Source organism: Arthrobacter sp. 260, assembly GCF_013116745.1.
Classification (GTDB): Bacteria; Actinomycetota; Actinomycetes; order Actinomycetales; family Micrococcaceae; genus Arthrobacter_D.
The window spans coordinates 90,393-103,024 of the sequence record NZ_JABFOE010000013.1; the positions used below are offsets into that span (position 1 = coordinate 90,393).

The following is a 12,632-nucleotide window of genomic DNA, read 5'->3' on the forward strand; positions in this document are numbered from 1 at the left end:
CCGCGACGCCCACTGATGCGCCGGTAGCTGTGTTCACACGGCTACCGGCGCGTTTTGCGTTTAACCGTCAGGCTCGCCGCGATGCTCTCAAGAAAAATAATGCAGCGCCGCAATTTTGCAGTTGTGTAAAACGTTGCTGGGTGTCACAATAGTTCGGTGAGTCAACTACTTTCCCTCCGGGACCGAAAACGCACCGAGACCTGGGCTGCCCTGCACAACGCCGCCGCCCGGCTCACCCTCGAGAACGGGCCGGACCGCGTCACCACCGAAGCCATCGCAGCCCAGGCCAACGTCTCGGCCCGGACCTTCTTCAACTACTTCAGCACCAAGGAGGACGCGATCCTTGGCCTCCAGGACCCCTCGATCGACGACACCTGGCTGGAAGCCTTCGACGTCGATGCGAACCTCCTCGACCAGGTGTCCCGGCTGCTCGTGAACGTGGTGCACTCCACCGAGGGCGGCGCCGACGGCGACAGCCTCCGCATGGAGGTGGTGCAGCGCTTCCCCCAACTCCGCCAGCGCCGTTTCGGCTACTTCCTGAAGGTGGAGCAACTGGTCCGCGATGTCGTCACCGAGGGCATTACTGCCTCCGCCAAATGGGTCGACGTCGCCCAGCACCACCGCGCCGAGGACATCTCCCGCATGATCGTGCTGATCGCAGGAGCACCCATGCGCTACGCGATGCAGGAATCCGCTCACGCACCAACACTCGACAACCAGTTCGCGGCTCTCAGTACCGCCAACGCACTCCTCAGAGAGGTCCTCCCGGAAATCCAATGAGTACCGATACCAGAACCACCCCCGAAGCCGTTGTCGAGAAACCCACTGGCATGCTGCTGCTCTTCATCGGGCTGATGCTCTCAATGCTCCTGGCTGCCCTCAGCCAGATGATCCTTAGTACGGCGCTTCCCACCATCGTGGGCGAGCTGCACGGCGTCGACCAGATGCTCTGGGTCATCACCGCCTACATTCTGACCGCCACTATCGTGATGCCGATCTACGGCAAGCTCGGTGACCTGATGGGCCGCAAGAACCTGCTGCTCATCGCCATCAGCATCTTCATGGCCGGCTCCATTGTTGGCGGGCTCGCCCCGGACATGCCCTGGCTGATCACCGGCCGCGCGATCCAGGGGCTCGGCGGTGGTGGGCTGATGATCCTCGCCCAGGCAATCATTGCCGACGTCGTCCCCGCCCGGGAGCGCGGCAAGTACATGGGCGTTATGGGCGGCGTGTTCGCTTTCGCCTCGGTGGCCGGCCCATTGTTGGGCGGCTTCTTCACCGAGGGCCCTGGCTGGCGCTGGATGTTCTGGATCAACATGCCGCTGGGCGTGCTCGCACTCCTGGTCGTCGTTTTCTTCCTGCACTTGCCGAGCAAGGAACGCCAGCGGACCAAGCCCGACGTCGCCGGCATGGCCCTTCTCGCGATCGCCACCACCTCGATTGTGCTGGTCGGCACCTGGGGTGGCACCCAGTACGACTGGACCTCAGTAACCATCCTCGGACTGGCCGCGGTAGCCGTCATGACCAGTGTCGCCTTCGTGATGGTCGAACGGCGGGCCGACGAGCCCATCCTCCCGATGCATCTGTTCCGGGAACGCAACTTCAACCTCACCACCTCCGGCGGCCTCCTGATCGGCGTCACCATGTTCGGTGCCGTCGGGTACATGCCGACCTACCTGCAGATGGTCACCGGCGCGAGTGCCACCAATGCTGGCCTGCTGATGATCCCGATGATGGGCGCGCTGCTGCTGTTCTCCACCGGATCCGGGGTATTAGTCAGCCGCACCGGTCGGTACAAGTGGATGCCGATCGCCGGTTCGTTGATGATCGCCGTTGCGCTGTTCCTGCTCTCGACCATCAAGCCGGACACCGCACTGTGGATCATCTGTACCTACATTGGTCTGCTCGGCGCGGGGCTGGGTCTCAGCATGCAGATCCTGGTGCTGATCGTCCAGAACACGTTCCCCAACCGGATGGTGGGCACCGCGACCGCCTCCAACAACTACTTCCGCCAGATCGGTGCCACCCTGGGCTCAGCGATCGTCGGGAGCCTCTTCACCGCGCGGGTCGCCGACCTGCTCACCGAACGGCTTCCCGGCGGAGCGGTCACCACCGAGGGCGGCGCCAACTCGCTGACCCCGGAGCTGGTCTACACGCTGCCCGACGCGGCAAGGAACGCGGTGATCGAGTCCTACAACGACGCGCTCACCCCGCTGTTCCTCTACATGGCTCCGCTGGGCATCATCGCGGCGATCCTGCTGTACTTCGTCAAGGAAGCACCCCTGGCGACGTCGATCGCTGCGGAGCCTGAAGTGGCTGCCGGGGCCAGCAAGGCAGAATAGGATCATGAGCCCCTACCTGATCACCCGTGAACGATTCATCAACGCGCCGGCCAGCGACATCTTCGAGGTCCTGGCCACCCCGGCGCTCCACAGTGTGATCGACGGCTCGGACACCGTCCAGGGCGAGCAGCCCGGCGGGCCGCAACGCCTGTACCAGGGCGCCAAATTCGGAATGGACATGCGCATCGGGGCGAAGTACAAGATCCTCAACAAGGTGGTCGAGTTCGAGGAAGGGCGCCGGATCACCTGGCGTCACTTCACGAAGGCCACCTGGAGTTACGTGCTGGAGCCGCGCGACGGAGGCACCCTGGTCACCGAGCAATGGGATGCCCGCTCGGTGACCGGGAAGATTGTCCTCCGGCCGATGGGGTTCCTGCGCAAGAACCCCATCGCCATGGAGAAGACGCTGGCCAAGCTCGAAAACTACGTCACCCAGAACTAACCGGTTAGTGGGTCGGACCGGCTAGAGCAGCCCGACCCCGAACAGCAGGCCCAGCAGGTAGGTGGCGGCGGCCGCACCCAGGCCGATCGCCACCTGCCGCAGCGCCAGTTTCAGCGGTGAGGCTCCGGAAAGCAGCCCGACGACGGCGCCCGTTCCCAGCAGCGCCAGACCCACCAGGATGCAGGCGACGATGATCGCCGTCGTTCCGCTGAGACCAAACAGATACGGCAGGATCGGGATCAGAGCGCCCGACGCGAAGAAACAAAAGCTCGCCCCCGCGGCGCCGAGGCCGGTGCCGATCTGCTCGTGATGGTCCCGGTCCCCCTCCGTCTCCGGCTGAAGGGACAGGCTGGGGTCGCAGTCGCAGTCCCGGAGCCCCAACCGCTCCTCCGCGCGGTGCTGGGCCGCTTCCGGGGACATGCCCCGTGCCCGATACACGAGCACCAGTTCATTGGCGTCGATGTCCAGTTCCTTCGCGGCGGTGAGAGTGATCTGGGTGGGGCGGGATGCGGCCAGCAGTTCCCGCTGCGACCGCACCGACACATACTCCCCGGCGCCCATCGACAAGGCTCCGGCGAGGAGACCGGCGATCCCGCTGAACAACACGAATCCGGTGGAGACGCCGGTGGCGCCCACCCCGAGCACCAGCGCGAGGTTGCTGACCAGCCCATCGTTGGCGCCGAACACGGCAGCCCTGAAGTTGCCAGACAACCTGTTGCGCCCACGGGTGGCGAGGCCGCGGATAACTTCTTCATGGATCTGCTCGTCGGCTGCCATGGCGTGGGTAGCCATTGGGTCGGACGAGTACGGCGACCTGCTTTCGGCGCGCTGCGCGAGGGCCAGCACAAAGACGCTTCCGAACCGCCGGGCCAGGAACCCGAGCACCACATTCCTGAAGGACGGACGGGCGGGCTTGCCCTGATGGTCGCCGAGCAGGGACAACCAGTGGGCTTCGTGACGGCCCTCGGCCTTCGCCAGGGCGAGCAGGATTTCGCGTTCCTCGCCCTCGCGGCGGCTTGCGAGATACCGGTAGGTGGCGGCTTCGGCGCGTTCATCGGCCAGGTACTGGCGCCACCGGCGAATATCTGCCGGGGATGGTTTGTTCTGGGTTGCTGTCACTACGGTCTCCTGGAATATAGCGACCAGGACCGTGACGGGGCTCCGGCCGTCGTTAACGCGGCCGAAGGTCTCGCTCGCCGGAAACTCTCTCCGGTGGACTGCCGGGCATCATCATCGATAGCCAGTGTGTCGACAGGCCTCCGCTCAGGATTCGCTAAACCGGATCCGAACAGGAGCTACTCCCCTTCTCGGTATCAATCGTAGCGTGACTTCGCCCCGTCCTCGACCCCGCACCATGCCGGGACGGGGGAGGGCAGTGGAACGGGGTCGCTAAGATGAAGCGATGGCCGCCCCACCCGAAAAGCCGCCCCGCCGCGGCTCACTGTCCCGGTGGCTGCTGGGCGGCGGGACCGATCCGGATCCCCGGTTCACCCTGGCCAACGAACGGACCTTCCTGGCCTGGATCCGCACGTCCCTGGCCCTTCTTGCCGGTGGCATTGCAGTTGAGGCGTTCACCGTGGATCTTTTCGATCCCTTACTCCGCAAGACCATCGCGATCCTCCTGCTCCTGTTAGCCATGCTGATCGCTGCTGCCGCCAGCGGACGGTGGCTCACGGTGGAGCGGGCGATGCGGCACGGATTACCGTTGCCGCTGCCCCTCCTGGCTCCGGTGCTGGCGCTCGGCGCGACGCTGGTGGCAGTCGTCGTCGTAGTGGTTGTCATCCTCCGTCCGGCCTGATGATGCGCCATGACTGAATCGAACCCCACGAGCTCAGTTGATCCGGGCCTGCAACCGGAGCGCACGTCGCTGGCCTGGGGGCGGACACTGCTCGCCCTGGTGATCTGCGGCGTGTTGTTCATTCGCTGGGTACCCCAGCACGGAGATTTTTCGCTCACACTGGTGGCGGCGTGCTTCGCGGCTGCTCTCGGGATCTATCTGAGCCAGGAGCTTCGCTACCGCCGCAGTCTCAAAGGGATCAGTAGCGGGGTGTTGAAGGCCGACGTGGCGGCGGTGCTCTGGACCGCGGGGGTGGTGGTCGCCGTCGGTGCCGCGGGGATCTACGCCGTGCTGTTCCGCCCGCTACACGAGTGACATCGGGGGGCCTACGGGCCCCGGGGACCGGCCCGCCGGCCAGGCAGGATAGAGTTCAACAGGCCAAGACAGGAAGTAGACTGATGACTTTTGATTCCACCGCCCCGTGGGTGCGGAACTACAGCGCCGGGGTACCGGCTGCCGTCGACCTCCCTGAGGGGTCCCTCGTCAATCTCGTCGAGGACGCGGCGAAACAGTACGGTAGGAATGTTGCGCTCGAATTCTTCGGTGCGGAGACCAGCTACCGTCAGCTCGGCGAATCGATCCAGCGGGCAGCCGAGGGGCTGCGCCGGCTGGGGGTTGTCGCCGGCGACCGGGTGGCCCTGGTCTTGCCGAACTGCCAACAGCATGTGGTGGCGTTCTACGCGGTGCTGCGCCTTGGCGCCATCGTGGTGGAACACAACCCGCTCTACACGGACCGCGAACTGAGGCACCAGTTCGAAGACCATGGTGCCACGGTGGCGATCGTCTGGGACAAGGCCGCCCAGCGGGTACAGGACCTGCCAGCCGACGTTCCGGTCTCCCGGATCGTGACGGTGGACCTGACGCGGGCCATGCCCTGGACCAAGCGGACGGCGCTGCGGCTTCCCGTCAAAAAGGCCCGGCAGGCGCGGGCAGCCCTGACTACTACCGCCAAACTGTCCGGAAACCGGAGCGTCACCAGCTGGGACCACCTGGTCAGCAACCGGCCCCTCGCCGCAACGCACCCCGGGCCGGTGGCCACCGACGTCGCCGCCCTGCAATACACCAGCGGCACCACCGGCCACCCGAAGGGCGCGGTCCTCACCCACCGCAACCTCCTCGTCAACGCAGCGCAGGGGCGCGCCTGGGTTCCCGGGCTGCAGGACGGCAAAGAGGTCATTTACGCTGTCCTGCCGATGTTCCATGCATACGGACTGACGCTGTGCCTGACCTTCGCGATGAGCATCGGGGCGAAGCTCGTCCTGTTCCCGAAGTTCGATGAGGATCTGGTCCTGGACGCGGTGAGGTCAAGCCCGCCAACCTTCCTGCCTGCCGTTCCCCCAATCTATGAGCGGCTGGCCAAACGGGCCGTGGAACGGGGCATCAGCCTGAAGAGTGTGCGCTTTGCGTTCTCGGGTGCGATGAACCTTCCTCCCGCAACCATCGAACTGTGGGAATCCGTGACCGGCGGCTACCTGGTGGAAGGGTACGGGCTCACCGAGACCTCGCCCATATCCCTGGGCAACCCCATTGGCCCCACCCGCAAGCCCGGCACCGTGGGGGTGCCCTTCCCCAACACGGAGATCCGGGTGGTCGACCCGGACGACCCTGCCCGCGACCGGGCACCCGGCGAAACGGGGGAACTCCTCATCCGCGGCCCCCAGGTGTTCCAGGGCTACTGGCGGAACATTGAGGACACCCGCGCCGTCCTGACCGCCGACGGGTGGTTCAAGACCGGCGATATCGTGCGGGTTGATGAGGACTCGTTCGTCACGATAGTGGACCGGATCAAGGAGATCATCGTCACTGGCGGCTTCAACGTCACCCCCACCGAGGTGGAGGAGGCGCTACTCGCCCACGACAGTGTCGCCGACGCGGCTGTGGTCGGGATGCCCCTGCCCGGAGGCGGCGAAGAGGTGGTGGCCGCCGTCGTCGTCCGCGATGGTCAGCCGTTCAGCGTCGACGTGTTGAAGGCCTTCTGCCGGGGTTCCCTCGCCGCCTACAAAATACCGCGTCGTATTGTTGAGGTAGACGAACTGCCAAGGTCACTGATTGGCAAGGTGCTGCGACGCCAGGTTCGTGACCAACTTATTGCCGGGGACAGCTGAACTGCGCCTCCGGAGGAAGCAAGGAGAACCAGAAGTGCTTAACATTTTCAGGCGCACCAAGGGTGCCCCCCGCGGCGAGGAGTACCGCGAGGTAGCAGTCCGCGCCGATCCGCCGGAGGGACCTGGCAGTCCGTGGAAGGACTCCCTCGGACGCGCGAGCACCCGTGCGGCGCAGGTGCTGTTGATCCTCGTCCTGGGTTCCATAGTGATCTTTGGCCTCCTGCAGGTCACGCTCGTCGTCATCCCGCTGATCATTGCGCTGATCCTGGCGGCGGCTATCGGGCCGCTGGTGAACTGGCTCCGGCGGAAGGGCTGGCCGAGCGCGCTCGCGACGGCGTTCTCCTTCCTCCTGCTGCTGGGCGTCCTGGGCGGAGTCATTACCGGCATCGTCTTTGCTGTTCAGAGTCAGGCTGATGAGCTGGTCGACAGCGCGACACAGGGCTTCGACAAGATCTACGACTTCATCATCAGCGGCCCGATTCCCGTCGATGAGCAACAGATCGCCGATGCTCAGGAGTGGTTGATCGACTTTGCGACCAGCGCAACGGTGGGTGCCGGTGCGGTGACCGGAATTACTGCTGCCGGCGAGTTCCTCACCGGGGCGGTGCTGATGGTGGTCATCCTCTTCTTTTTCCTCAAGGACGGCGACAAGATCTTCGCCTTCATCCTGCGCCCCTTCAAAGGTGAGCGACTGGTCAAGGCCCGTCGCGTCGGAATCCACGGACTGGAGACCCTCGGCGGCTACGTCCGCGGAACCGCCATCATCGCCCTCGTGGACTCGGTGTTCATCGGAGTCGCACTCTTCTGGCTGGGCATCCCGCTTGCACTGCCGCTGGCGGTCATCGTCTTTGTCGGCGCGTTCATCCCCATCGTCGGCGCGACGTTCGCTGGGGCACTGGCTGCCCTCGTGGCTCTGGTCTCCGACGGGCCCACCACCGCGCTGATTGTCATTGTGGTAGTCATCGCCGTGAACCAGATCGAAGGCAACTTCCTCCAGCCGGTGGTCATGGGCCGCTCCCTGAGCGTCCATGCTCTGGTCATCCTGGTGGCGTTGACCGCCGGCACGATCCTTGCAGGCATCGTCGGAGCGATCCTGTCCGTGCCCCTCGCGGCAGTGACCTGGAGTGCCATCAAGTCCTGGAACGGTGAAGAGGACGGTCCGATCACTCCTGCTGAGATCAAGCGAGCCGAAATCGATACGAAGGCCGACGCCGTCGGGCGCGGCCGCAGCAGCAGGCCCGGCCGCAGAATCGGATCCTCGATCGCCAAGCCGTAACCGGTGACATAACAAAAGGCCGGCGTCCACTGACATCTTGTGGACGCCGGCCTTTGTTGTGCCGGGTGCAGGTTCGGCTTCTAAGCTAGAGCCAGCCAGGAACAAGAACTGTGAGCCAGGCGAGTCCGGGCCCGACGGCGACGACGATTCCCGCGTAAACGAGCATGTGGCGGTAGAACTTGTCCCGGTCCGCCTCATCCACATTGGCAAGGACCAGCGCGCCATTGGTGGAGAACGGGCTGACATCCACGATGGTGGCGGCAATGGCCAGGGCCACAACGAAACCAATCGGGTCAATGGCCCCGGACTGCAGGAATGGCACAGCCAAGGCAATGGCGACTCCGATGATGCCAACCGAGGATGCCATAGCGGATGTGATCCCTGCGAGATAGCACAGCAGCAAGGCCGCGACGAGGGGAATGCCGATTGCCGAGATGCCGGAGCTGACGTAGGCGATGGTGCCCGCGGTTTCCAGGACGTTGACATATGTCAGCACGCCGGCGACGAGGATGACGGTTGGCCAGCTGATCTTCGTCATTGCCTCCTTTGAGGCTTTTGGCGAGGCGATGGCAAGGACTGAAGCGATGCTCAGGGACAGAACGCCGACGTCAAAGCCGAAGACAGCTGTACCGAGCGCCAATACGGCAAGACCCAGCAGTGTCAGCTTCTGGTAGGGGGTTGCCCGGGAGGTGCCTGCGACTGCACTGGGACTGGTGAGCACTGATGCGGACACGCCTTTGGAGCCTGGTGTGCCGGATAGTCCAGGTCCGCCTGATGCGGAGGTGGGAGCGGAGAGTGCGCCGGTGCCCTGACCCTCAGCATTATCATCGATCTTCAACCCGCGGAGCTGGCGCCCACCCATTGTCAGGTACACGATCGACGCAACCACCAGGTTGAAGACCAGGGGTACGAGGAACAGCGCCAGGGGGTCGGTGGGGAGCCCTTCCTGCTGCAGATAGCCATTGATAAAGGCTCCATAGACGCTGATAGGCGAGAACGCTCCCGCCAATGCACCGTGAACCACCATCATGCCCATCATGAGCTGATTCATGCCGTATCTGCGGGCAAAGGGAATGGCCAGGGGAGCAACCACCGCGACAGCGAAGAGGGCTCCGACCGAGATAAGCATGGCGGACAGGGCGAAGAAGATCCAGGGCGCTGCAGCGACCCTGCCGCGAACAGCCTTGAGACTCCACTGCACCAGCAGATCGATGCTTCCGTTTTGCTGGGCGAAGCCGAACAGGAAGGTAAGGCCCATCAGCACCAGAAAGAGATCTCCGGGGAAGCCAGCGACAACGTCTTCGGTGGTCATGCCCGCGACCGGAACGCCGACAGCAAACGCCGCGACGAATGCCAGGATGCCCATATTGACCGACCGGATCGTGGCCACGAGAAAGAGCAGGGCCAGGACGATGATCGAGATAATTTCAGGAGTCATGAGGTCTTTTCCCTAGGAATTATTCGGGACGTGATATTGCATACATTGCATACAATCTGGCCACCGTAGCATAGGATGTGACGTGGGGCACAGTCCCGGTTGCAGGCGACCTGCGGCAGCGTCGGCGTTTATGAGGAGAAATTCAGTGGGCAGTCAACCCGGCGAGGGTCCAGTCGAATTCATCCGTTCGGCCATCCTGAGTGGGAGCTATGCCCCGGGCGAGAGGCTCAAGGAGGCCGAAGTGGCGGTCCGCCTGGGCGTCAGTCGGACCCCTGTCCGAGAGGCCTTCCGGGTATTGGAAACCGAGGGCCTAATTGAGGTGCTGGCTGGCAGGGGTGCCAGAGTGCGGCTGTTTACGGCCGAAGATGTTCAATTGATCCATGAAATTCGCAGCGTCCTTGAGGGGATGGTGGCGAGACAGGCCACACTGCACGTCTCCAAGAGTCATCTGGCAGCTTTGGAATCGAGCTGCGACCGGCTGGAAAATCTCCCCGATGGCTCTGTCTTGGAATGCGACCAGGAGAACCAGTATTTTCATGGACTGATTTTCGACATTGTGGGAAACGATCGGCTCACCCATATTGCCCGCCGGCTGTTGGAGGTGCCGTTGCCTTACAAAGAGGACTATTGGAGTACCGAGGAGGTCAAGGCATCCTCCGTCGCCGCTCACCGCAGGGTGTGTGAAGCACTGCGGACCAACGACGCCGTTGCAGCCGAAGAAGCAATGCGCCAGCACGTCAGGGATGCCGGCGCCGGCGTCGCCAGGAACGCCAAACTACACCCGGCGGGCACCAGTCCCGCTGGCTGAACCTCGCTGTGGCACAAGAAAGGCCGGCGGCCACTGATATCCAGTGGCCGCCGGCCTTTTGTTATGCCGGGCGCCTTTTACTAGCGGCGCGCGGCCCTGCGGGATTCGGCGACGGGAACCTCATCCTCGGCAGCACCTGCTACGCGGCGCTCCCAGGCGGCCATGACCGCCGGATCGGTGCGCTTGGTCGCGAGCGACACGATAACGAACACAATGGCCGACGCGCCGAGACCCCAGTAGATCGGGTCATTGGCGTAGATACCGTCGTACTGGTTCTCGGCGTTGACCTCAAGGTAGATCATCGTGCCGAGCGTGAAGACCGTACCCGCTGCCATTGAGGCCGCGGCCGCGACGCCGGTGGCCCGCTTCCAGACCAGCCCGCCGAGGATCGCGACCAGCAGGCCGCCCACCAGGATGGCGTAGGCAATGGTCAGGGCGGCAACGACGTCCTGGACGATGACGGCCAGCGAAATGGTGACTAGGCCCAGGCCGAGTACCCACCAGCGGTTGGCGGTCACGTCGTGCTCCGGGTTCTCGGCCTCGGCTTCGGTGGTGGTGTCGATGCTTGTCTGTCCGCCCCGGCCGAACCAGCTGCTGACAAACGGGACGACGTCTGCACGTGCCACGGTCGCTGCGGCGATCAGTGAACCGGAAGCGGTGGACATCATGGCTGCGACGGCTGCAGCGAGCACCAGCCCACCGATGCCGATCGGCAGGACGTTGATGGCAATGTCCGCGTACACGTCGTCCTGCGACTCAATGTTGGGCAGGATGACGCTGGCCGACATGCCGATCACGGCTCCGGCGACACCGTAGAGGATGCAGTACACGCCAGCGGTGACGCCGCCCCAGCGGGCGACGGTGGGTGTCTTGGCGGTGAAGACGCGCTGCCAGATGTCCTGACCGATGAGCAGGCCCAGGGTGTAGACCACGAAGTAGGTGATGATGGTCTGGGCGCCGATGCCGGTGATATTGAAGAACTGGTCCCCGGCACGCTCGGAGATGCCGCTGAAGCCGCCGGCGTTGATGAGGGCGAACGGGAGCATCAGGGCGAACACGCCGACGGTTTTGATGATGAACTGCGCCATATCGGCGAGAGTGATGGACCACATGCCACCGATCGTCGAGTAGATCAGCACGATCGCGCCGCCGACAGCGATGGACACGGCTCGGTCCCAGCCGAACAACACCACGAAGATAGTGGCGTATGCGCCGGTCGAGGTGGCGCACAGCATCAGTGTGTAGGCCAGCATCACGATGCCTGAAGCCTTGGTGGCCTCGGCGCCGTAGCGCAGGGTGAGCATCTGCGAGACCGTGTAGATCTTCAGCTTCTGCAGGGTCGGGGCAAACAGGAGGCTGAGCAGCAGCACCCCGAGGCCGATCGCGACGACGAGCCACATGCCGGAGATGCCGTAGGTGTAGCCGAGGCCAACGCCACCGACGGTGCTGGCGCCACCGAGAACAACTGCCGCCATGGTGCCGGTGTAGAGGAGGGGGCCGAGGCGGCGGCCAGCGACCAGATAGTCGCTGGTGTTCTTGGTGCGTGACTTGCCCCACCAGCCGAACGCCAGCATGCCCACGAGGTAGACCACCACGATCGCTATGTTGATGAATTCCATGGTGCTCCTGAATAAGTGGTTGCGGTTAGAAAGTAACCTATAGAAAACTTATGTTTCGCTATAGGCTAGTTGTGACCTTGCTAACAGGTCAAGTGTGGACCAACCAGGTTACAAACAGATTCCTCGGTATGCTCATAGTCGTGTGTCAGCCCGGGGAGGCGACCTAGAGCGGAGAGATGGTACGTAGTGAAGGCTCTGCCTGTAGAACCCAGTAACGCCCCCGTCGCCATTGGATCAAGGATCCGTGCCGCGCGGCAGTCCCAGCGCATGACCATAGAGCAGGTGGCCGCCGCGACCGGCCTCACCAAGGGTTTTCTAAGCCGGGTGGAGCGTGACCTGACGTCGCCGTCGGTCGCCTCCCTCGTCACTTTGTGCCAGGTACTGTCAGTGTCGATTGGCGACCTGTTCCTGGTGCCCGAAACGCACCTCACCCGGCTCGGTGAGGCGCCGCACATCAGTCTCGGCGGCGAGGGTATCAATGAGCGGCTGATTACTGCGCGGTCGGAGCGCCGGCTGCAGATGATCCGCGCGGTGATCGCCCCGCACGGTCGCGGCGAGACCGAGCTGTACTCGGTGGACTGCGAGGTGGAAACCCTCCACGTCATCGCCGGCAGCTTTGTGCTGATTTTCTCCAATGACCGCTACGAGCTGGAGGCAGGGGACACCGTGACGTTCCCCGGCCGTGAACCCCACACCTGGTTCAACCCCACCGGCGTCGAGGCGATAGTGCTCTGGACCCTGGTCCCGGCGGCATCCGGCGGGTAG

The 12,632-nt window shown here is 64.0% G+C and carries 12 protein-coding genes; 9 read left to right on the forward strand and 3 right to left on the reverse strand.

Translation table 11 applies throughout. The annotated features are described in order from the left end of the window. Positions 1-156: 156 nt before the first annotated feature. The 3 genes from HMI57_RS14515 to HMI57_RS14525 are packed head-to-tail and all read left to right on the forward strand — an operon-like array spanning position 157 to position 2,784. Positions 157-780, forward strand: coding sequence for a TetR/AcrR family transcriptional regulator (locus HMI57_RS14515; protein ID WP_171586709.1), 624 nt, complete (start codon positions 157-159; stop codon positions 778-780). Then, the gene (locus HMI57_RS14520) at positions 777-2,342 is read left to right on the forward strand and encodes an MDR family MFS transporter (RefSeq protein WP_171586710.1); all 1,566 of its coding nucleotides are present in this window, start codon (positions 777-779) and stop codon (positions 2,340-2,342) included. The genes HMI57_RS14515 and HMI57_RS14520 overlap by 4 nt, the downstream gene beginning before the upstream one ends. Before the next feature lie 4 nt (positions 2,343-2,346). Next, the gene (locus HMI57_RS14525; RefSeq protein ID WP_171586711.1) at positions 2,347-2,784 is read left to right on the forward strand and encodes an SRPBCC family protein; all 438 of its coding nucleotides are present in this window, start codon (positions 2,347-2,349) and stop codon (positions 2,782-2,784) included. 21 nt (positions 2,785-2,805) lie between these two features. On the opposite strand, the gene HMI57_RS14530 is transcribed toward HMI57_RS14525, so the two are convergent. Beyond that, positions 2,806-3,903, reverse strand: coding sequence for a VIT1/CCC1 transporter family protein (locus HMI57_RS14530; RefSeq protein WP_346655224.1), 1,098 nt, complete (start codon positions 3,901-3,903; stop codon positions 2,806-2,808). Between the two features lie 283 nt (positions 3,904-4,186). Here HMI57_RS14530 and HMI57_RS14535 point away from each other — a divergent pair, with 283 nt between their 5' ends. The 4 genes from HMI57_RS14535 to HMI57_RS14550 all read left to right on the forward strand — a co-directional run bounded on the left by HMI57_RS14535 (position 4,187) and on the right by HMI57_RS14550 (position 8,002). Then, positions 4,187-4,582, forward strand: a complete 396-nt coding sequence (locus HMI57_RS14535; protein WP_171586712.1) for a DUF202 domain-containing protein — start codon at positions 4,187-4,189, stop codon at positions 4,580-4,582. Between the two features lie 9 nt (positions 4,583-4,591). Beyond that, a complete protein-coding gene (locus HMI57_RS14540; RefSeq protein ID WP_171586713.1) occupies positions 4,592-4,936 on the forward strand; it encodes a DUF202 domain-containing protein in 345 nt (114 codons plus the stop codon). A gap of 83 nt (positions 4,937-5,019) precedes the next feature. After that, on the forward strand, positions 5,020-6,726 hold the full coding sequence (locus tag HMI57_RS14545) for a long-chain-fatty-acid--CoA ligase (RefSeq protein WP_171586714.1): 1,707 nt from the start codon (positions 5,020-5,022) through the stop codon (positions 6,724-6,726). Positions 6,727-6,760: 34 nt separating this feature from the next. After that, positions 6,761-8,002, forward strand: coding sequence for an AI-2E family transporter (locus HMI57_RS14550; RefSeq protein ID WP_171586715.1), 1,242 nt, complete (start codon positions 6,761-6,763; stop codon positions 8,000-8,002). An 85-nt stretch (positions 8,003-8,087) separates the two neighbouring features. Here the strand turns inward: HMI57_RS14550 and HMI57_RS14555 are convergent, their stop codons facing one another. Further along, complete coding sequence (locus HMI57_RS14555; protein WP_171586716.1) at positions 8,088-9,440, reverse strand: SLC13 family permease; 1,353 nt, start codon at positions 9,438-9,440, stop codon at positions 8,088-8,090. A gap of 145 nt (positions 9,441-9,585) precedes the next feature. Here HMI57_RS14555 and HMI57_RS14560 point away from each other — a divergent pair, with 145 nt between their 5' ends. Beyond that, on the forward strand, positions 9,586-10,248 hold the full coding sequence (locus HMI57_RS14560) for a GntR family transcriptional regulator (protein ID WP_171586717.1): 663 nt from the start codon (positions 9,586-9,588) through the stop codon (positions 10,246-10,248). 80 nt (positions 10,249-10,328) lie between these two features. Here HMI57_RS14560 and HMI57_RS14565 read toward each other — a convergent pair whose 3' ends face one another. Continuing rightward, positions 10,329-11,867 (reverse strand): sodium:solute symporter, encoded by a 1,539-nt coding sequence (locus tag HMI57_RS14565; protein ID WP_171586718.1) that lies wholly within the window; start codon positions 11,865-11,867, stop codon positions 10,329-10,331. Between the two features lie 186 nt (positions 11,868-12,053). On the opposite strand from HMI57_RS14565, the gene HMI57_RS14570 reads away from it, so the two are divergent. Further along, positions 12,054-12,632, forward strand: a complete 579-nt coding sequence (locus HMI57_RS14570; RefSeq protein ID WP_171586719.1) for a helix-turn-helix domain-containing protein — start codon at positions 12,054-12,056, stop codon at positions 12,630-12,632.